The organism is Streptomyces sp. NPDC028298 (assembly GCF_055565895.1).
In genome coordinates, this window is the sequence record NZ_JBVHTL010000001.1 from 645,718 (window position 1) to 665,079 (window position 19,362).

At 72.6% G+C, this 19,362-nt stretch carries 11 protein-coding genes; 6 read left to right on the top strand and 5 right to left on the bottom strand.

Translation table 11 applies throughout. The annotated features are described in order from the left end of the window. Together ACZ4TO_RS02980 and ACZ4TO_RS02985 are read right to left on the bottom strand one after the other, a co-directional pair. Positions 1–1,869, bottom strand: a complete 1,869-nt coding sequence (locus ACZ4TO_RS02980; protein WP_468023232.1) for a glycoside hydrolase family 5 protein — start codon at positions 1,867–1,869, stop codon at positions 1–3. Positions 1,870–1,980: 111 nt separating this feature from the next. Then, on the bottom strand, positions 1,981–3,966 hold the full coding sequence (locus tag ACZ4TO_RS02985; RefSeq protein ID WP_468023233.1) for a GTP-binding protein: 1,986 nt from the start codon (positions 3,964–3,966) through the stop codon (positions 1,981–1,983). Between the two features lie 216 nt (positions 3,967–4,182). On the opposite strand from ACZ4TO_RS02985, the gene ACZ4TO_RS02990 reads away from it, so the two are divergent. Continuing rightward, complete coding sequence (locus ACZ4TO_RS02990; RefSeq protein ID WP_468023234.1) at positions 4,183–5,454, top strand: XdhC family protein; 1,272 nt, start codon at positions 4,183–4,185, stop codon at positions 5,452–5,454. Positions 5,455–5,471: 17 nt separating this feature from the next. Here ACZ4TO_RS02990 and ACZ4TO_RS02995 read toward each other — a convergent pair whose 3' ends face one another. Together ACZ4TO_RS02995 and ACZ4TO_RS03000 are read right to left on the bottom strand one after the other, a co-directional pair. Next, positions 5,472–5,978, bottom strand: coding sequence for a metallophosphoesterase family protein (locus ACZ4TO_RS02995; protein ID WP_468023235.1), 507 nt, complete (start codon positions 5,976–5,978; stop codon positions 5,472–5,474). Between the two features lie 12 nt (positions 5,979–5,990). Continuing rightward, on the bottom strand, positions 5,991–8,423 hold the full coding sequence (locus ACZ4TO_RS03000; protein WP_382779756.1) for a SpoIIE family protein phosphatase: 2,433 nt from the start codon (positions 8,421–8,423) through the stop codon (positions 5,991–5,993). A gap of 300 nt (positions 8,424–8,723) precedes the next feature. Here ACZ4TO_RS03000 and ACZ4TO_RS03005 point away from each other — a divergent pair, with 300 nt between their 5' ends. Continuing rightward, positions 8,724–10,892 (top strand): SpoIIE family protein phosphatase, encoded by a 2,169-nt coding sequence (locus ACZ4TO_RS03005; RefSeq protein WP_468023236.1) that lies wholly within the window; start codon positions 8,724–8,726, stop codon positions 10,890–10,892. Positions 10,893–11,067: 175 nt separating this feature from the next. Here the strand turns inward: ACZ4TO_RS03005 and ACZ4TO_RS03010 are convergent, their stop codons facing one another. Continuing rightward, positions 11,068–12,435, bottom strand: a complete 1,368-nt coding sequence (locus tag ACZ4TO_RS03010) for a S1 family peptidase (protein WP_468023237.1) — start codon at positions 12,433–12,435, stop codon at positions 11,068–11,070. Positions 12,436–13,192: 757 nt separating this feature from the next. Here ACZ4TO_RS03010 and ACZ4TO_RS03015 point away from each other — a divergent pair. From ACZ4TO_RS03015 to ACZ4TO_RS03030, 4 genes are all read left to right on the top strand, one after another. Continuing rightward, a complete protein-coding gene (locus ACZ4TO_RS03015) occupies positions 13,193–13,408 on the top strand; it encodes a type A2 lantipeptide (protein WP_326783939.1) in 216 nt (71 codons plus the stop codon). Positions 13,409–13,500: 92 nt separating this feature from the next. Beyond that, positions 13,501–14,310 (top strand): hypothetical protein, encoded by an 810-nt coding sequence (locus tag ACZ4TO_RS03020; RefSeq protein WP_468023238.1) that lies wholly within the window; start codon positions 13,501–13,503, stop codon positions 14,308–14,310. Beyond that, complete coding sequence (locus ACZ4TO_RS03025; protein WP_468023239.1) at positions 14,307–16,529, top strand: NHLP family bacteriocin export ABC transporter peptidase/permease/ATPase subunit; 2,223 nt, start codon at positions 14,307–14,309, stop codon at positions 16,527–16,529. Before ACZ4TO_RS03020 ends, ACZ4TO_RS03025 begins: the two co-directional genes overlap by 4 nt. Position 16,530: 1 nt before the next feature. Next, entirely contained in the window at positions 16,531–19,359 is a 2,829-nt protein-coding gene (locus ACZ4TO_RS03030; protein WP_468023240.1) for an NHLP bacteriocin export ABC transporter permease/ATPase subunit, read from the top strand. Positions 19,360–19,362: the final 3 nt, after the last annotated feature.

The following is a 19,362-nucleotide window of genomic DNA, read 5'->3' on the forward strand; positions in this document are numbered from 1 at the left end:
TCAGCCGAATCGCGCGGCGGCCCAGGCGGCGAGTTCGGTCCGGGCCCCGTTCAGCAGGGCGGCGGACGGAGCGGTGGCCCCGTTCGTGACCAGCGCGTAGTGCACGGTTCCCGGGCCGGACGCGGTGAGCAGGAGGCGTCTGCTTCCCGCCCCGCCCGGCTCGGGAGCCACGGCCACGGGCGTCGTCGTGGTGTAGGCGGGCGGGGACACCAGAGCGCCGAGGTCGGAGACCACCGTCGTGGCCGAGGCGGGGAACGAGGCCGGCAGATGGAGCTCGGTCGGAGCGGACCCGCCGTCGGAGCGCCAGACGAGCACTCCGTACTGACCGGTTCCCACCAGTTGGGAGACCTGGGGAAGGGTCGAGGGCACCGGGTTCCAGGTCAGCGTGGTGGAGCCGTCGCGGGAGCGGTCCTCGTAGGTGAAGGCGAGGGTGGAGCCCGCGGTGGCGCCGGGGTACAGGCGGTCCAGAAGCCGGGCGTCCTGGCGCAGGACGGCCGTTCCCGAGTCGTCGAGGCGCACGGCGGAGAGGTCCTCGTCGTTCCAGGCGTCGCCCGAGGCCCGAACCTTGTCCGGGTTGTCGTTCATCAGCTCGTGGTGCCGGCCGCTGTAGATGTCCCACTGCCACTGGGTGCCGGACAGGACCGCTCCCGAGGACGCCGTCCCGGTCCACCAGCCGGCGCCGGTCAGACGGGAGTCGAGGGCCTGGTACATCGCCTTGTCGACCGTCGGGGCCTTGTCCGAGACCGTGCCGGAGAGCGGATGGCCGAACTCGCTGACGACGGCCGCGGTCCCGGCGGCCGAGGCCCGGTCCCGGACGGCCGCGAAGTCGCTCGCGTACTGGCCGTCCGACGCCTTGCCCCACATGAGGATGCCCGAGATGGCCTTCTGGTCGTAGAAATGGGTGTTGAACACATAGCGCGGACCGAGGGTGCCCGCGTCGAGCAGTCCGCCCTCCTGCTTCTGGGAGGAGATGTTGGCGTTCCAGAAGAGGTTCGGTTCCACGAAGGCGGGCTTGTCCTGCCAGCCGGCCGCGTCCATGCGGGCCCGGAACCTCCCGTAGAACGGCCAGAGCAGGTCGCGCTCCCAGGTACGGCTCGTCCGGCCCGACTCGTAACTGCCCGCGTACGGCTCGTTGTACGGGTCGAAGCCGGCGACACCCGCGAACTCGGCCGTGGTGAGGTGCCGGCGGACGTACGTCATCGTGGCCTCGGCCGTGGTGAGGAAGGCGTCCTGGAGCCCGTAGGAGTTGTGCCAGAAGTCGTACTGCGCGGCCTTGACGGCGTTGTTCTGGGTGATGTTCTGGCCCCAGAACAGGCAGATGCCGCAGGACTCCTGCGGGTAACCGCCCGCGGTCACCGCCCACTTGGGGGCGCCGTCGCCCGAGTACCAGCTTCCCGCGTTGAAGAGGTGGCGGGAGTAGAGGTCCTGGTGGAAGTCGGGGAAGACACGGACGCCCGCGTCGAGGAAGGCGCGCATCTGGTCCGTGGCCGCGGCGAGATAGACGGTGTCGACCTGGCCGCGGACCGGTTCGGCGTGCGCCCAGGAGAGCAGGAAGCGCACGGAGTTGCCGCCGCCCAGGGCGCGCAGCGCCGCCGCGGACTTCGTCGCGTCGGCGACCGACGCGAAGGGCAGTCCGCCGTTCTCCTCCAGTTTGGTCTCGCCGGAGACGTTGTAGCCGCGCAGCACGACCTCACGGCCGAGGCCGTCGGTGAAGCGGCCGTTCGCGACCGTGAGAGCGGCGGCGGCCGGCTGGTCGAACCAGAGGGAGTCGGGGAGTCCGTCCGCGGCGGCGGGCCGGGTGCCCGCCGCCGTGAGGAATCCGGTGAGGAGTACGAGGACGCCGAACAGACGCGCACGTAATCTTGGCATGCTCACAACAGTCCTGCGGGTGCCGGAGGCCGTCAACACCTCTGACTCATGAGTAAGTTTCCGGTTTCTCCCGGCCTCGCGCCGCGCCCGTGAGCCCCGCCGTCCGGCGGTTCAACCTCCCACCCTGCGCGTCAGGTTCAGCAGATACTCCTTGCGGTCCAGCGGGTTCAGATCGGTCCGGGGACGGTCCGGGATCACGTCCCGGGCCACCGGCGCGTAGTGGTCGAAGGCGCATTCGAGCTCGCCCTCTCCTCGCGTCGGGCCCGGGAGCTGCTGCTCCAGCTCGTGCGCCCGCACCACCGGGAGGATCCCCTCCAGCACGCACGAGGAGCCGTGGATCCGGGTGGTCCGCGGCACGGCACGCTGCCGGGCCAGCAGGGGCAGCACGGCGCCGAGGGTGTCCGCGGGCACCTCCAGACGGAACTGGTGCATCGGCTCGTACACCTGGGTCCCGGCCCCGCGCAGGGCGGCGGTCAGCACCAGCGGGGTCAGACCCCTGAAGTCGGCGCCCGTGCTGGACATACTCTTGTCGAAGCCCTGGTGGGCATGGCTCTGGCGCGGCGAGTAGCCCGAGTGCGTCATGGTGACGACGCAGTCGGTGACCTGCCAGCCGTGCAGCCCCTGTCCCAGCGTGTCCGCGACGGTGTCCTCGACCGCCTTGAAGAACGCGTACGGCATCGATCCGAGTTCGACCTCCAGCCGGAACTCCACGCCCGAGCCGATCGGCGCCGGCTCGACGCGCAGGCCGACGGTGGCCAGGAACGGATTGGGGTCCTTCTTGTTGAACTCGACCGCCGCGCCGGCGCCCAGGGGCCGTTCGACACAGAGCGGGGTGGTCTCGCGGAACAGGACGTCGACGCCGAACTCGTCGGCCAGGGTCGCCTGGAGGACCTCCTTCTGGACCTCGCCGTAGAGCGACACGGAGATCTCCCCGCGCAGTTCGTCGTGCCGCAGACCGATGAGCGGGTCCTGCTCGGCGAGTTGGGTGAGCGCCGTGTGCAGCGCGCCCTTGTCGGCCGGGCGGCCGGGGGTGACGACGGTCTCCAGGGTCGGCGGGGCGAAGTGGTGTTCCCCGGTCGGCGAGTGCGGCGCCTCGCCGATGGTGTCGCCGATCCGGACGGCGCCCAGTCCCCACAGCTTGCCGATGCGTCCCGCGCTCACGGACGCCTCGCGGACCGCCGCGCCCTGGTCGAAGACGCTGATCGCGGTGACCTTCCCCTCCTCGCCGTCGCGCAGGGTGAGCCGGTCGCGGGTGCGCAGGGTTCCCGAGAACATCCGCGCGTACGCGATCTTCTCGCCGGCCGCTCCGCGTTCGACCTTGAAGACGGTGCCCGACAGCGGCCCGTCGGCGTCCGCCCGCGCCACGGGCAGCAGCTCCCGGACACCGGCGATCAGCTCGGTGACGCCCGCGCCGGTCATGGCCGATCCGAAGAACACCGGGTGCACCAGGGCCTGCCCGGTCTGCCGTACGAGCGCGGCGCGCAGACGCTCGTACGACACCCCGTCCTCGACGTACGCGGCGAACAGCTCCTCGTCCTGCCCGGCGAGGGGGTCGAGGAGGTGCGGTCGCAGCCGGTCGGCGGAGTAGGGGGCGAAGGACGCGGCCCGCGTGCCCAGTCCGCCGGGCTCGCCCATGGGGACGATCGCCGGGGTGAGACGTTCGGAGATCTTGGCGAGGATCTCCTCGTGCCGGGCTCCGCGTCGGTCGATCTTGTTCACGAAGATCAGCGTGGGGATGCGCAGCCGCTGGAGCGTCCGCATCAGCACGCGGGTCTGCGCCTGCACGCCCTCCACGGCCGAGACGACGAGGACGACGCCGTCGAGCACGCCGAGGACCCGTTCCACCTCGGCGATGAAGTCCGGGTGACCGGGGGTGTCGATCAGGTTGACGGTGAGGTCGTCGATCGCGAAGGAGACGACGGCGGATTTGATCGTGATGCCGCGCTGCCGCTCCAGCGCGAGGAAGTCGGTCCGGGTGTTCCCGTCGTCGACGCTGCCGATCTCGTCGATGACCCCGACCGTGTGCAGCAGCCGCTCGGTCAGGCTCGTCTTACCGGCGTCTACGTGCGCCAGGATTCCCAGGTTGAGCATATGCACCGGGTGTCATGTCCTTTGAGATGAGAGTGATTCCTTCCTGGGTGGACATGAACGGTGCTCGCATGTGCTGCTCCTCGGTCCCGGTGAACACGTTCCCGCCAGTGCAGCAGGCGGCCCGCCGGGACGGCAACGTATTAACGCTCAACGAAATCCAGCCGCGGGGCGGATCCTGGAAGGTGACCCGAGAGGGCGTGGCCACGGCGAGAGGAGCGGGCGATGCGTGACATCCTCCCGGCGCTCCGCGCCTGGTACGCGGCGGGCTCGCCGTTCGGACTGGCCACGGTGGTCGCGGTCGGCGACAGCGCGCCCCGCGACCCGGGCGCGGCCATGGCGGTGGGGCCCGGGGACGAGGTCGTGGGCAGTGTGTCCGGCGGCTGTGTCGAGGGCGCGGTCTTCGAACTGGCCCGGGAGGTGATCGCCTCGGGCGAGGCGCGCCTGGAGACGTTCGGGTACAGCGACGAGGACGCCTTCGCCGTCGGCCTCACCTGCGGCGGGGAGATCACCCTGCTGGTCCGGCGGGTGTCGCCGGCCGACGATCCCGCCTTCGGCGCGGTGGCCGAGTCGGTGGCGGCGGGCCGCCCGGTGACGCTGGCGACGGTCCTGGACGGCCCGGCACCACGGGGCGCGACACTGGCCGTCCGCCCCGAGGAGCCCGTGCCCGTCGGCCCGACGCCCTCCGGTGCTCCGGAGGGCACGCCCGGTCCCAACCCCTCCACCGCCCCGGACGACCCACCCGCCGCGACGGGACCCGACAGCACACCGGGCTCCGCGGGCCCCCACGGTGCAGTCTCCGCCCCGCCCGGGCCGGTGGACCCCGTCGTCGAAGTCCTCGGGTCGCTCGGGGCCGAGGGGCTGGATGTCGCCGTGGTCGCCGATGCCTGGGGGGAGCTGGCTCAGGGTGCGACCGGGTGTCGGCACTACGGGCCGCACGGTGAGCGGCGCGAGGACGCCGTCACCGTGTTCCTGCACTCCTTCGCGCCGCCCCCGCGCATGCTCGTCTTCGGCGCGATCGACTACGCGTCCGCCGTGGCCCGCATCGGCTCCTTCCTCGGCTACCGGGTCACGGTGTGCGACGCCCGTCCGGTGTTCGCCACCGCCGAACGCTTCCCGGCGGCGGTCGAGGTGGTCGTGGACTGGCCGCACCACTACCTGAGCGCCACGACGACCGACGAGCGCACGGTGATCTGCGTCCTGACGCACGACCCCAAGTTCGACGTGCCCCTGCTGGAGGAGGCGCTGCGCCGCCCGGCCGCGTACATCGGGGCGATGGGCAGCCGCCGCACCCACGACGACCGCCTGGGGCGGCTGCGCGCGGCCGGCGTCCCGGAGCAGGAGCTGTCCCGGCTGCACTCCCCCGTCGGGCTCGACCTCGGAGCCCGTACACCTGAGGAGGTGGCCGTGTCCGTAGCCGCGGAGATCATCGCGTCGCGCTGGGGCGGCAGCGGGCTGCCCCTGACGGTCAGGGGCGGGGCCATCCACCCACGCTGAGCCGGGCGGCGCCCGAATCAGCCCGTACGCGGGGGCAGCCGGTGCAGGGTCAGTTCGGTGAGCCGGCCCTCGGTCGCCGTCGCCGTCATGTACGTGCAGTACGGCTGGCGGCGCCGGTCGGTCGGGGAGCCGGGGTTGAGCAGGCGCAGCCCGGTGGGCGCGGTGCTGTCCCAGGGGATGTGGCTGTGGCCGAAGACCAGGACGTCGAGGCCGGGAAAGCGGTGCGCGCAGCGCTGTTCGCGGCCCTCCGCGGAACCGGTCTCGTGGACGACGCCGAAGCGCAGACCGCCCAGCTCGGCACGGGCGACCTCGGGGAGCCGGGCCCGCAGGTCCGGGCCGTCGTTGTTGCCGTACACCCCGACGACCCGCCGGGCCCGGGCCTCCAGCAGGTCGAGGGTCGCGGTGTCGACCCAGTCCCCCGCGTGGATGACGACGTCGGCCGCCGGGAGCTCGGCGAGCAGCGCGGCGGGCAGTTCCCGGGCCCGCTTGGGCAGGTGGGTGTCGGACATGATCAGCAGCCGCACGGCTTCACCTCGTCAGTCGAGCGCGATCTCGCTCCAGACCTGCTTCCCGCCGCTCACCGGCACCGTGCCCCAGGTCGCCGACGTCGCCTCGACGAGCAGGATGCCACGGCCCCCGGTGGCCTCCCAGCCGATGCTGGTGGGCTTGATCGGCGTGCGGGGCGAGTTGTCGGCGACCGCGATGCGCAGGCGGTGGTTGACGAGGGTGAGGTCGAGCCTGACCTGGCCGTCGGTGTGCACCAGGGCGTTGGTGACGAGTTCGGAGACGATCAGCAGGGCGGTGTCGGTGTACGCGCCGACGCCCCAGCTCCGCAGGGCGCGCCGGGTGTAGCGGCGGGCGTGCCGGACCGCCTCGGGGACCCGCCAGACGGTCCAGCTCTCGCGCAGCGGCAGGACCTCCATGCCGTCGTACCGCATGAGCAGGAGGGCCACGTCGTCGCTGCGGTTGGCGCCGGTGAGCAGCTCGTCGGCGACGAGACCGAGGTGGGCGGGGTCGGAGCCGGCCAGGCCCTCGGCGAGCCGGTTCAGACCGTCCTCGACGTCGACCTCGACGGACTCGACCAGTCCGTCGGTGGTCAGCGCGACGATGGTGCCGGGCTGGAGCCTGAGCGGGCTCATGGGGAAGTCGGCCTGCCGGATGACGCCGAGCGGCGGCCCGGTCTCCGACTCGGGGACCTCGGTGCGGCCGTTCGGGTGGCGCAGTACGGGCGGGATGTGTCCGGCGCGTACGTACCAGGCGGACCCCTCCTCCATGTCGACGTCGACGTAGCAGCAGGTGGCGAAGAGGTCGGTCTCCAGATCGAGCAGGAGCCGGTTGGCGTGCGAGACCACCACGTCCGGCGGGTGCCCCTCGACGGCGTAGGCACGCAGGGCGGTGCGCATCTGGCCCATGACGGTCGCGGCCGAGGCGTTGTGCCCCTGCACGTCACCGATGACGAGGGCGACGTGATTGTCGGGCAGCGGGATGACGTCGTACCAGTCGCCGCCGACGTCCAGGCCCGACGTGGTGGGCAGATAGCGGGCGACGGCGACCGCGCCGGGCAGCCGGGGCAGCCGGCGCGGGAGCAGGGTCCGCTGGAGCATGCCGATGAGCTCGTGCTCGGCGTCGAAGGCGTGGGCGCGCACGAGGGCCTGCCCGGCGAGGCCCGCGGAGGCGGTGAGCAGGGCTCGTTCCTCGGGGCCGAACTCGTGCGGGGCGTCCCAGCCGATCAGGCAGGCGCCCGCCATGCGGCCGCCCGCGGGCAGCGGCAGGACGGCGAGTCCGCCGGGGCCGACCTCGGCGAGCGCGGGCTCCAGGTCCGCGCCGGCGGGCCAGATGGCGGGCCGTCCCTCGTTGAGGGCCGCGGCGAGCGTGGGCATGGCCCGGACGGGCGCGTCGGGCCACTCCGAGCGCCATTCGCTGCGCCACAGCTCCGGCCAGACCTCCGGCTGGGGCGGGTCGAGGAGTGTGACGACGAGTCGGTCGCCCTCCAGCTCGGCGACGGCGATCCGGTCGGCCTGGAGGGGCTTGCGCAGGGCGGCGACGACGGCCTGGCCGACGTCGCGGACGGTGCCCGCGGTGGCGAGCGCGGCGGCGAGCCGCTGGACGCGGCCCACGTCGCTCAGTCCGGAGCGCAGCTTGGAGGCGTCGGAGACGGTGCCCACGAGCCGTGCGGGGCGGCCCTCGGCGGACGGCACCAGCCGGGCGCGCAGCCGGAGCCACTTGTGGCCGCCGGACGGCTGGAGGATCCGGAACTCCAGCTCGCGTTCGCCGATCGACATGTGGTCCGGTTCGACCGCGGACATCAGGGCCGGGAGGTCCTCCGGCACGGCCATCGACAGGAGGGTCTCGACCTTGCCGTCGAAGGCGGTGGGGGACAGTCCGAACAGCTCGAGCACGTCGTGGTCGACCTCGACGTGTCCGGTGTCCATGGCGAGGCTGAACGAGCTGGCGGGCAGGTCCGCCGCCGTGTCCGGCGGCGGCGCGGGCGGGACGACGACGGCTTCGGAGATCATCCCGAGGCAGGCCCGGTCCTCGGCGCCGAAGCCGGCGGGGCCGTCGCTGACGGCGACCATGCAGCCGTTGTCCCGCAGGGGCAGGACGGCCAGTGAGAAGTCCTGGGAGGCCAGCCGCCGGGCGTCGGCGCAGCGGGCGAGCTCCTCGGGTCCGAGCCAGCACGGCTGTCCCGAGCGCAGCGCCTCGGCGGCCGGGGAGCCGCCGGACAGGGGGTAGCTGTCGCGGAGCCCGTACAGCGTCCTGGGCACCCCCGCGGACTCGGCCAGATGCAGTTCACCGCCGCTCGCACTCGGTGAGTACACGGCGGCCACGGTCGCACCGGTGAAGACGAGTGCCTGTTCCAGCAGGCGGTGCAGCCGTTCGCGCGGGTCGAGATCCGCGGTGAGCGTCTTCAGGGCAAGTTCGGCACGCGACGTTCTCGTTCCGCGTTCCGCAGCACCCTCACTGACCACGCCGTCATTACAGCGCTTCCCGGGCTCGGGCGCAGCCCCTGTGACCGTTCCGAACGCGTCGGGCCTGCGGTGGAGGCCGTGCGGGACGGCCGATCGAACGAAATCGAATCCGCCGGGGTTCTTGTGATTCACACAGCGTTCTCATGACGAAAGGGACGGTTCGTGTCGCGCCCGGCCGGGACACGGCCGGCCGGGCGCGGCGCCCGCCCGGGGGACGGGTCGGCTCGCCGTGCGCGATCGGCCGACAGGGGGGAGCCTTGTCCCCTGGAGGGCGGAGGTCGTGGACGGCCCCGCGAGGAGGTGGTCGCCGTGTCCGAGGGACTGGAGACCGCGCAGGCGCCGGCCGGTCGGCCGGCCCCGGTGGGACGTCCGCTGCTGTCGCTGGCGCTGGCCGCGATGATGGACGACGTGGACGCCCATTCCGGAGCCGTCTATCTGCTGTCCGCCCAGGAGCCGGTGCTGGAGATGACGGTCTCCGCGGGGCTGCCCCGGGCGTTCGCCGCGCCGTGGGAGCGGGTGGGGCTCAACGCGCCGATCCCGGTCGCGGAGGCGGTGCGGGGGCGGCGGCTGGTCTGGGTGGGGGGCGAGCACGAGATGGCGCGCAGGTATCCCCGGATCGCGGTGGTGCTCCCGTATCCCTTCGCCCTGGTCGCGCTGCCGGTGGCGACGCCGGGCACGGTGTACGGTGCCGTCTACGTGACCTGGCCGGGCTCGCATCCGTCCGACCTCTCCGACCGGGAGCGCGATCGCCTCACGGCGGCCTGCGACCGGCTCGCGCTGCGGCTGGAGCGGGCCGCCGCGGAGAACCGGCCGCTGCACCCCGAGCCGGACCTGCTCACGCCGTACCCGGCGGCGCCGGGCGGCGCGCTCGGCTCGGTGGAGGCGGCGCGGATGGTGGGGCGGCTGCCGTACGGGCTGTGCTCGCTGGATCTGCACGGGCGGGTCGGCTTCGCGAACGCGGCGACGGCCGAGCTGCTCGGGGTGCCCGTCAGCGGTCTCCTGGGCACCCAGTTGTGGGCGGCCGTGCCCTGGCTGAACGACCCGGTCTACGAGGACCGCTACCGGGCGGCGCTGATCAGCCAGCACGTGACCTCCTTCGTCGCGCTGCGTCCGCCGGGCGACTGGCTGTCGTTCCGGCTGTATCCGAGTACGAGCGGACTGAGCGTGCGGATCGCGCGGGCCCGGCCGGTGTCGGAGATGACCCGGGCGGGACCGCAGCAGCGCGACGGCAGCCCCCGCCTGGTGACGATCTCCCACGTGCTGAGCCTGGCGAGCGCGCTGACGGAGGCGGCGGGCGTGCAGGACGTGGTGCAGCTCGTGGCGGACGAGATCTCGCCGGCCGTCGGCAGTCAGTCCCTGGTCGTCCTCGCCAGCCGGGCCGGGCGCATGCACGTCCTCGGGCACCGGGGTTATCCGGACGCGCACGTCGTGGAGCGCTTCAACGGGCTGCCGCTGAGCGAGCAGACCCCGGGCACCCAGGCGCTGAACACCGGTGTGCCCGCGTTCTTCGACTCGCGTGAGCAGTTGGAGCGGCTGTACCCGGCACGGAACGCGACCCCCGACGGCATGGGCGCGTGGGCGTATCTGCCGCTGGTGGCCTCCGGGCGGCCGGTGGGCACCTGCGTCCTCGGGTACACGCAGTCCCACCACTTCGCGGCCGACGAGCGCGCGGTGCTGACCAGTCTGAGCGGGCTGATCGCCCAGGCGCTGGAGCGCGCCCTGCTCTACGACGCCAAACTCCAGCTCGCACAGGGGCTGCAGGCCGCGCTGCTGCCGGCGTCGCTGCCGCCGCTGGCCTCGATCGAGGCGGCGGCGCGCTATCTGCCGGCGACCCAGGGCATGGAGATCGGCGGGGACTTCTACGACATGGTGTCCTCGGACGGCCGGGCGGCGGCGGTGATCGGGGACGTGCAGGGGCACAACGTGACGGCGGCCGGGCTGATGGGGCAGATCCGTACCGCGGTCCGCGCGTACACGGCGGTCGGGCAGGCGCCGGAGGAGGTGATGCGGAGCACCAACCGGCTGCTCATCGACCTGGGCACCGAGCTGTTCGCCAGTTGTCTGTATCTGCGTCTGGACCCCGCGCGCGGGGTCGCGGTGATGGCCCGGGCGGGGCATCCGCCGCCGCTGCTGCTCCGGCCGGACGGCAAGGTGAAGGTGCTCGACCTGGCGGGCGGGCCGCTGCTGGGGATCGACGCCGACGCCGTCTATCCGACGACCGAGGTGCCGCTCGTCCCCGGTTCGGTGCTCGCCCTGTACACCGACGGTCTCATCGAGTCCCCCGGTGTCGACATCGAGGACGCGCTCGCCGACCTCGCGCGGCGGCTCGCGGCGAACGGGCACCAGCCGCTGGACGAGCTGGCGGACACCCTGCTCCAGCAGGGCGGGGAGGCGACGCGGGAGCGGCCCGACGACGTCGCGCTGCTCCTGCTGCGGGTCCGGCCGCACGGCGGGGCCGACGCCGGATGAGGAGCGGTCCGACCCTCCCGCCGGAGGGCCGGACCTGTCCACTGTCGACCGGAATTCCCTGTTCCGTTGGCCGGTCAGTGGTTCTTGATCGCCGGTTCACCCGGCTTCACGGGGCGGACACGAGGTCCGGACCCTCACCCGTGACCGCGGCCGGCCACGCGGCCGCGGCACCGGACTAGTGGTGCTTCCTGCGGGTGTGGTGCCCGGCGTTCTGGCCGGTGCCCGTACCCGCCGCGTCACTGGCGGTGGCGCTCGGGTCCACGGCTCCGCCGGCGCCCGGGTCCACGGCCCCCGCACTCGGGTCCACGGCACCCGCGCTCGGGTCCACCGCGTCACCGCCGGCGCCCGGGTCGGCCGCGCTCGCACTCGGGTCCACCGCTCCGCCGGCACCGGCGTCACCGGCACCCGCGTCACCCGCACCCGCACCCGCGTCACCGGCGCCCAGCGTCGCGCCGGTCGCCGCCAGGGCGGTGGTGACGGGCTGGAAGAAGGTCTCGCCGCCGGCCGTGCAGTCACCGCTGCCGCCGGAGGTCAGTCCGACCGCGCCGCCGTCCTGCGTGAACAGGGAGCCGCCGCTGTCGCCCGCCTCGGCGCACACGTCGGTCTGGATGAGGCCCGTGACGGTGCCCTCGGGGTAGTTCACGGTGGCGTTGAGACCGGTCACGTTACCGTCGTGCAGACCCGTGGTGCTGCCCATCCGGAAGACCTGCTGGCCCACCGCGGCCTCGACGGCCTGGTTGATCTGGACGCTCTGCCCGTTGCCCACGTTGACGGCGCTGTTCGTCTGCGTGGCCGGGTCGTCGTACTTGACGAGCGAGAAGTCGCCGTTGCCGGGGAAGGTGGCCTGGTCGACCGTCGCGATGGGCTGACCGCCCTGCGCGTCCGACCACTGGGCGGCGGCGACACCGCAGTGACCCGCGGTCAGGAAGGCGGGGGTGCCGTCGCCCGCGGTGACGTTGAAGCCGAGCGAACAGCGGGCGTTGCCGCCGAAGATGGCGTCGCCGCCGTCGACGAAGGTCTTGAGGGTGCCGGCCGACTTCGAGAGGGTCGCCACGCCGGAACCGAGGTTCTTGACGGTCGACTCCACGGTGTTCCACTTGGCGCCCGTGACGGTGGAGTCCGCGGTCACGCGGATCTCGTTGGTCTTCGGGTCGACGGACCACGAGGTGCCCGGGATCGAGGCGTCGCTCTTCAGCGTCTTGGCGGCGGCCGTCAGTTCGGCGGTGCTGTTCTGCACCTGGTGGGCCACCGCACCGGCCCGCTCGATCTGGTTGACGACGTTGCTGTTGTTACCGACGACGTTGATGACGAGCTGCTTGTTCGCCGCGTCGTAGTACGAGCCGGCGAACGCGTCACCCAGTTGGGAGGCCAGCATGGAGGCGACGTCCGAGACGTCGTTCGACTTGAAGGTTCTGGGAGTGGCGGCGTCCCCGTTCGACTGCGACGCGTTGGCGTTGGGCAGCAGCAGGGCCGCTGCTCCGAGCGCCGCGACGCCGCCTACCGCGATGGCGGCCTTGCGCTTGGGTATCCGTTTGTGACTCAACTCTTGACCTCCTGGGGACGGGGTCGATGCCGCGTCCGGCAGCTGACTAGGGGGGCGCCTGCTTGCCGGTTGATACGCGTGTGCCACCCGGGGTGTTCAACTGCCATTGCAAATTGCGGAAGTTGACTTCGCCAAAGTCGTCGATTGCGGAGACAACCGGGTCATTTCCTTCACGCCGGGGCCACGGCGCGCGAGCCGGCGCGGTGAACGCGGCCCCCGGCCGGGGTTCGGCGGCGCCCAGGCCCCCGCCGAACCCTCAAACCCCCGGACGACCCCCACCCCACCCCTCGGCACTCCCTCGATCGGCACGCAACGCGACCGGTCGGCGACGCTCCGTCGACAAGTGGTGGCGGAATCCCGGATTCAGGGAATCTGCACACCCCGTGCTCACCGGGGTCACCGTGAACCGGGGATCTGCACAGTCGCGCGCCCCCCTCCGGCCGATGGGCCGGGGCCGTCCCCTTCGGAGCGCCGGTGGCAAGGGGCGGGGTGAACCGATGCCGCGCAGCATGTGAAGAAGTGGCCGCAGAGGCGTGTGCGCCCCTGCACGGTTCATCGCCCATGGAGCACAAGTTCCCAGGTGAGAGCCCTGGTTGATTGGAAGGGCGCCCCGCGGCCGTGCTTTGATCCGTTGCACCGCGGAGGTCGCACAGCTCCCGGGAACGGGAGCCGCACCCCCGCGGTGGCGGCCGTCGTCTGTCCCCCAGAGGGGGCCGCTCTCCCCCTTGTGAATATCCATATGAAGGGAAGTTCCATCATGAACTCCACCCCCCGTGTCGAGACCGCCGAGATCTCCGACGCCGACCTCGACAACGTCTCCGGTGGCCTCGCGCTGAACGCCGTCGGCACCGTCACCGGCCTGGTGGACGGCGTTGCCCCGGTCTCCGGCATCGTGGGCACGGCCATCGGCACCGTCGAGGGTGTGACCGGCCTGAACACCGCCCCGGTCACCGGCCTGGTCGCCGGTCTCTGATCGCGTTTCACGCCGCCGAGTCCCGGAACCGCCCCACCGGTTCCGGGACTCTCGGGGTGCCGTAAGCCTCTCGAACAGGTGAGAAGAGTCCCGTGCAGTTCCGCCAACAGGCCCTCGCCAAGCTGCGGTCCCCCGAAGAGCTCGACCTCCCGGTGCGCCTCGCCCGCCCGCAGGGCCGGCTCGTGCTGGCCGTGACGGTCGTCGCCATGGCCGCCGCCTCCGTCTGGGCCGTGACCGGCACCGTCGCCTCCACCGTCGGCGCGCCCGCCGTCCTCACCCACGCGCAGGGCAGTTACATCCTCCAGAGTCCGGTCGCCGGGCAGGTCACCGCGGTCCTCGCGACGGAGGGCGAACGGCTTCCCGAGAACGCGCCCGTGGTGAAGGTGCGTACGGCGCGGGGGGAGACCACCGTCGTCCGCACGGTCGCCGCGGGCCGCGTCACCGCCCTGGCCGCCGCCATCGGCGCGATCATCCCGACCGGCGCGGACGTCGCCGCCGTGGAGAAGGTCGCCCACGCCACCGATCCCCTGTACGCCACGGTGTACGTCTCCGCCGCGAGCGCCGCCTCCATCCCCGCGGGCGCCGCCGTCGACCTGACCGTCCAGTCCGTGCCCGCCCAGCGCTACGGAGTGCTGCGCGGCCATGTGAAGGCGGTGGGCCGCAGCGCGCAGACCCGGCAGCAGATCACCGCCTACCTCGGTGACGCCCAACTCGGCGAGCAGTTCAGCGAGAAGGGCAGACCGGTCGCGGTGCTGGTCCGGCTCGACCGCGCGTCCGGCACCCGCAGCGGCCTGAAGTGGTCCTCCGCGGACGGCCCGCCCTACGCGCTCACCTCCATGACCCTGGCCACGGCCTCGGTGCGGCTGGCCGGTCAGCGCCCCGTCGACTGGCTCCTGCCGTGAGCGCCGCACCGGACACCCGCGGCAGACGACGTGCCGCGCCGCCCCGGCGCAGCGTGCCCAGGACCCGGGTCAAGAGCGTCCGCACCCCCACCGTGCTCCAGATGGAGGCCGTGGAGTGCGGCGCGGCGTCCCTCGCGATGGTGCTCGGCCACCACGGCCGGCACGTCCCGCTCGAGGAGCTGCGCATCGCGTGCGGTGTCTCGCGGGACGGTTCGCGCGCGAGCAACCTGCTCAAGGCGGCGCGTGGATACGGTCTGACGGCCAAGGGCATGCAGATGGACACGGCCGCGCTCGCCGAGGTGCGGGGGCCCGCGATCCTGTTCTGGGAGTTCAACCACTATGTCGTGTACGACGGCATGGGCCGCCGTCTCGGACGCCGGGGCGTGTTCGTCAACGACCCCGGCAAGGGCCGCCGTTTCGTGCCGATGGAGGACTTCGACACCAGTTTCACCGGGGTCGTGCTGGTCATGGAGCCGGGCCCCGGGTTCCGCAGGGGCGGCCGCAGGGCCGGAGTGCTGGGCGCCATGCCGGCCCGGCTGCGCGGCACTTCGGGCACGATGCCCGTCGCGGTGCTGGCGAGCCTGCTGCTGGTGGCGGTCGGCGCGGTCGTGCCGGCGCTCAGCCGGACGTTCATCGACCAGTATCTGATCGGCGGTCAGAGCTCGCTGCTGGGCGTGCTGTTCGCGTCGATGGGCGCCTCGGTGCTGCTGACGGTGGTGCTGACCTGGCTCCAGCAGGCGAATCTGCTGCGCGGCCGGCTCATCTCCTCGACGCTCTCCAGCGCCCGGTTCCTGCGCCATCTGCTGCGGCTGCCGGTCACCTTCTTCTCCCAGCGCAGCCCGGCCGACCTGGTGCAGCGGCTCCAGTCGAACGACGCGGTGGCCGAGACCCTGGCGCGCGATCTCGCCGCCGCGGGCGTGGACGCGGTCGTCGTCGTCCTGTACGCCGTGCTGCTCTACACGTACGACCCGCAGCTCACGGCCGTCGGTATCGGTGTCGCGCTGCTCAACGTGGTGGCGATGCGCGTGGTGATCCGGCTGCGCGCGACCCGTACCGCGAAGCTGCGCGCCGACACCGCCCGGCTGACCAACACCGCTTACACCGGGCTGCAGTTGATCGAGACGATGAAGGCCACGGGCGGTGAGGACGGCTACTTCCGCAAGTGGGCCGGACAGCACGCCACCACGCTGGAGGAACAGCAGCGCCTCGGGGTGCCGAGCGCCTGGCTGGGGGTGGTCGCCCCGACGCTGGCCATGCTCAACAGCGCGCTGATCCTGTGGATCGGCGGCCTGCGGGCGGTGGAGGGACAGGTCTCGGTGGGCCTGCTGGTCGCCTTCCAGGCACTGGTCACCCGGTTCACCGCGCCGATCACCCGGCTCAACGGTGTCGCCGGCCGCATCCAGGACTTCGCGGCCGACGTGGCCCGGCTCAAGGACGTGGAGAACTTCCGTGCCGACCCGCTCTACGACCGCCCCGGCACCGGCGGGTCCACCCGGCGGCTGCGGGGTCTCGTGGAGCTGGAGAACATCACGTTCGGCTACAGCCCGCTCGACGAGCCGCTGCTCACCGGGTTCTCGCTGACGGTCGGGCCGGGGCAGCAGGTCGCTCTCGTGGGCGGTTCGGGCAGCGGCAAGTCGACGGTGTCCCGGCTGATCTCGGGCCTGTACACGCCGTGGGAGGGCGCGATCCGTATCGACGGCCGCCGTCTGGAGGACATCCCGCGCGGAGCGCTCGCGTCCTCCGTGTCGTTCGTCGACCAGGACGTGTTCCTGTTCGAGGGGACGGTCCGCGACAACGTGGCGCTGTGGGATCCCTCGATCTCCGACGACGCGGTGACCGCCGCGCTCCAGGACGCGGCGCTGTACGACGTCGTCGCGCGCCGTCCGGGCGGGATCCACAGCCGGGTCGAGCAGGACGGACGGAACTTCTCCGGCGGTCAGCGGCAACGCCTGGAGATCGCGCGGGCGTTGGTGCGCAGGCCCAGCGTCCTGGTGCTCGACGAGGTGACCAGCGCCCTGGACGCGGAGACGGAGCAGACCGTCATGGACAACCTGCGCCGGCGCGGCTGCGCCTGCGTGGTGATCGCCCACCGGCTGAGCACGGTCAGGGACAGCGACGAGATCGTCGTGCTCGAACACGGCTCGGTCGTGGAACGCGGGCGGCACGAGGCACTGGTGGCGGCCGGCGGCCCCTACTCCGTTCTGGTCAGGGAGCGTTGAGATGACCACGGTTCACGAAGGCGTCCACGAACAGGACGTGGTGCTCGGGGCGCTGGGCGGCATGGGAGCCCCGGTCGGCGGCGCGGGTCTGAGCCGGCTCGATCTGGAGGGTCCCCAGGTCCTGTGGCTGGTGGCCGCGGGTGCCATGGACCTGTTCGCGGTCGACGCGGCCCAGCAGGGCCACTGGCACCACCTCGGCCGGCTCGAAGCGGGCTCGCTGCTGCTCGGCCCGGTGACGGGTCCCCAGCACACGCTGGTAGGACGGCCGGTGCGTGGCTGCGAGCTGCGCCGCATCGGGCTGCGCGAGCTGTACGAGCAGGCCGGCACCGCGACCTGGTCGTACGACGCGTACGGCAACCCGCAGTTCGTGCCGCCCGAGTCGAGCCCGCTGGAGCACGCGCTCGCGCTCGGCGTCGGACGCGGTCTCTCCGTCCTCTTCCAGGCGCCGACGGCCACCGGGAACGCCCCCGCGCCCACCGACGACGACGTGTTCTGGATGCGGGTCCCGCCGGGGAGCGTGCAGTACGGCTCGCTGTACGGGGCCGAGGCGGCGGCCGATCTGCTGATGGACTCCGGCGTCTGGCAGAGCATGGTCGACCAGCAGTACCGGCTGCTGTCCACGCTCGACCGCTGGATCGAGGAGCTGGAGGCCGGTCACGAGGACCGTGCCGCGGCGGGCATCAAGGCCGGTGAGGCCGTGCGCGACCGGGCCGACCGGACGCTGCTCGCCTCGATCGGCCGCCGGTCGGCGAAGCGCCCGACCGCGGCCGAGACCGACGCCACGTACGCGGCCTGCGAGCTGGTCGCCCGCGCCGCCGGGATCACCCTGGCCGAGCGGGCGGGCGGCGGCACGGAGAGCGAACGGCTCGACCCCGTCGAACGGATCGCGCTCGCCTCACGGCTGCGCACCCGCACCGTGCGCCTCGACGGCCGCTGGTGGCGGGACGACATCGGCCCGCTGGTCGGCAGCCGGGCGGTGTCCGGTGCTCCGGTGGCGCTGCTGTGGCGGCGCGGCGGCTATGTCGCCGTACAGCCGTCCTCGGGGCGGGAGACGCCGGTCGAGAAGGCCAACGCGCCGGAGTTCGAGCCACGGGCGGTGATGTTCTACCGCCCGCTGCCCGAGGGCCGGCTCGGACCGCTGCGGCTGCTGCGGTTCTGTCTGGCGGGCACCGGCGGGGATGTGCGCAACCTCGCGGTCAGCGCGCTGGTGACCGTGGCGATCGGCGCGCTGGTGCCGGTCGCGACCGGCCGGGTGCTCGGCGAGTACGTTCCGAAGGCCGAGCACGGCCTGATCGTGCAGGTCTGTCTCGCGCTGATGGTCACGAGCGTCGTGTCGGCGGCGTTCACGCTGCTGCAGAACCTCACGCTGCTGCGGATGGAGGGCCGGGTCGAGGCGAGTCTCCAACCGGCCGTGTGGGACCGGCTGCTGAGGCTGCCCACCTCGTTCTTCGCCGCCCGTTCGACCGGTGAGCTCGCGAGTGCCGCGATGGGCGTGAGCGCGATCCGGCGTCTGCTCGCGGGTGTCGGCCCGACGCTGGCGCAGGCGGGCACGGTCGGCGCGATGAACCTGGGCCTGCTGCTCTGGTACAGCGTGCCGATGGCGCTGGCCGCGATCGGGATGCTCGTGGTCGTCGCAGCCGGGTTCCTGGGTCTCGGTCTGTGGCAGGTCCGCGGGCAGCGCCGTCTGGTGGTGCTGGGCAACAAGCTCAACAACCAGGCGTTCCAGACCCTGCGCGGGCTGCCCAAGCTGCGCGTCGCCGCGGCCGAGAACTACGCGTACGCGGCCTGGGCGGGCGAGTTCGCGCGCAGCCGTGAACTCCAGCAGCGCGTCGGCCGGGTCAAGAACCTGACGACGGTGATGGGCGCGGTCTATCTGCCGTTGTGCACCCTGCTGATGTTCATGCTGCTGGCGGGCCCCGCGCACGGCTCGCTGTCGGCCGCGGACTTCCTCACGTTCAGCACCTCGCTGACGATGCTGCTGACCTCGGTCACCCAGATCACCGGCGCGCTCGTCTCCGCGGTGGCCGCGCTGCCGATGTTCGAGGAGATCCGGCCGGTGCTCGACGCGGCCCCCGAGGTGCGCGGGGCGAGTACGCGTCCCGGTGTCCTGTCCGGCGCGATCGAGGCACGGCGACTGTCGTTCCGGTACGCCGACGACGGCCCGCTCGTCCTGGACGACGTGTCGTTCGCCGTCCGTCCCGGCGAGTTCGTGGCGGTCGTGGGCCCGAGCGGCTGCGGCAAGTCGACCCTGCTGCGGCTGCTGATCGGCTTCGACCGGCCGGTGTCGGGCAGTGTGCTGTACGACGGCCAGGATCTCGGAGCCCTCGACCAGTCCGCCGTACGACGTCAGTGCGGCGTGGTGCTCCAGCACGCGCAGCCCTTCACGGGGTCGATCCTCGACTGCATCTGCGGCACCGAGGCGTACACGCCGGAGGAGGCGATGGAGGCGGCCGAGATGGCGGGTCTGGCCGAGGACATCAGGCGGATGCCGATGGGGCTGCACACGCTGGTGGCGGGCAGCGGCGCGATCTCGGGCGGCCAGCGCCAACGCCTCATGATCGCCCAGGCGTTGATACGACGGCCCCGCATCCTCTTCTTCGACGAGGCGACCAGCGCCCTGGACAACGCGACGCAGCGCACGGTGATCGAGAGCACCAAGGCCCTGAACGCCACCCGGGTGGTGATCGCGCACCGGCTCTCGACGGTGCTGGACGCGGACCGGGTCATCGTGATGGAGAACGGCCGGATCGCCCAGCAGGGCCCGCCCGCCCAGTTGCTGGCGGACACGGGCGGCCGGCTGCACGAGCTGGTGCGGCGGCAGCTCGCCTGATCT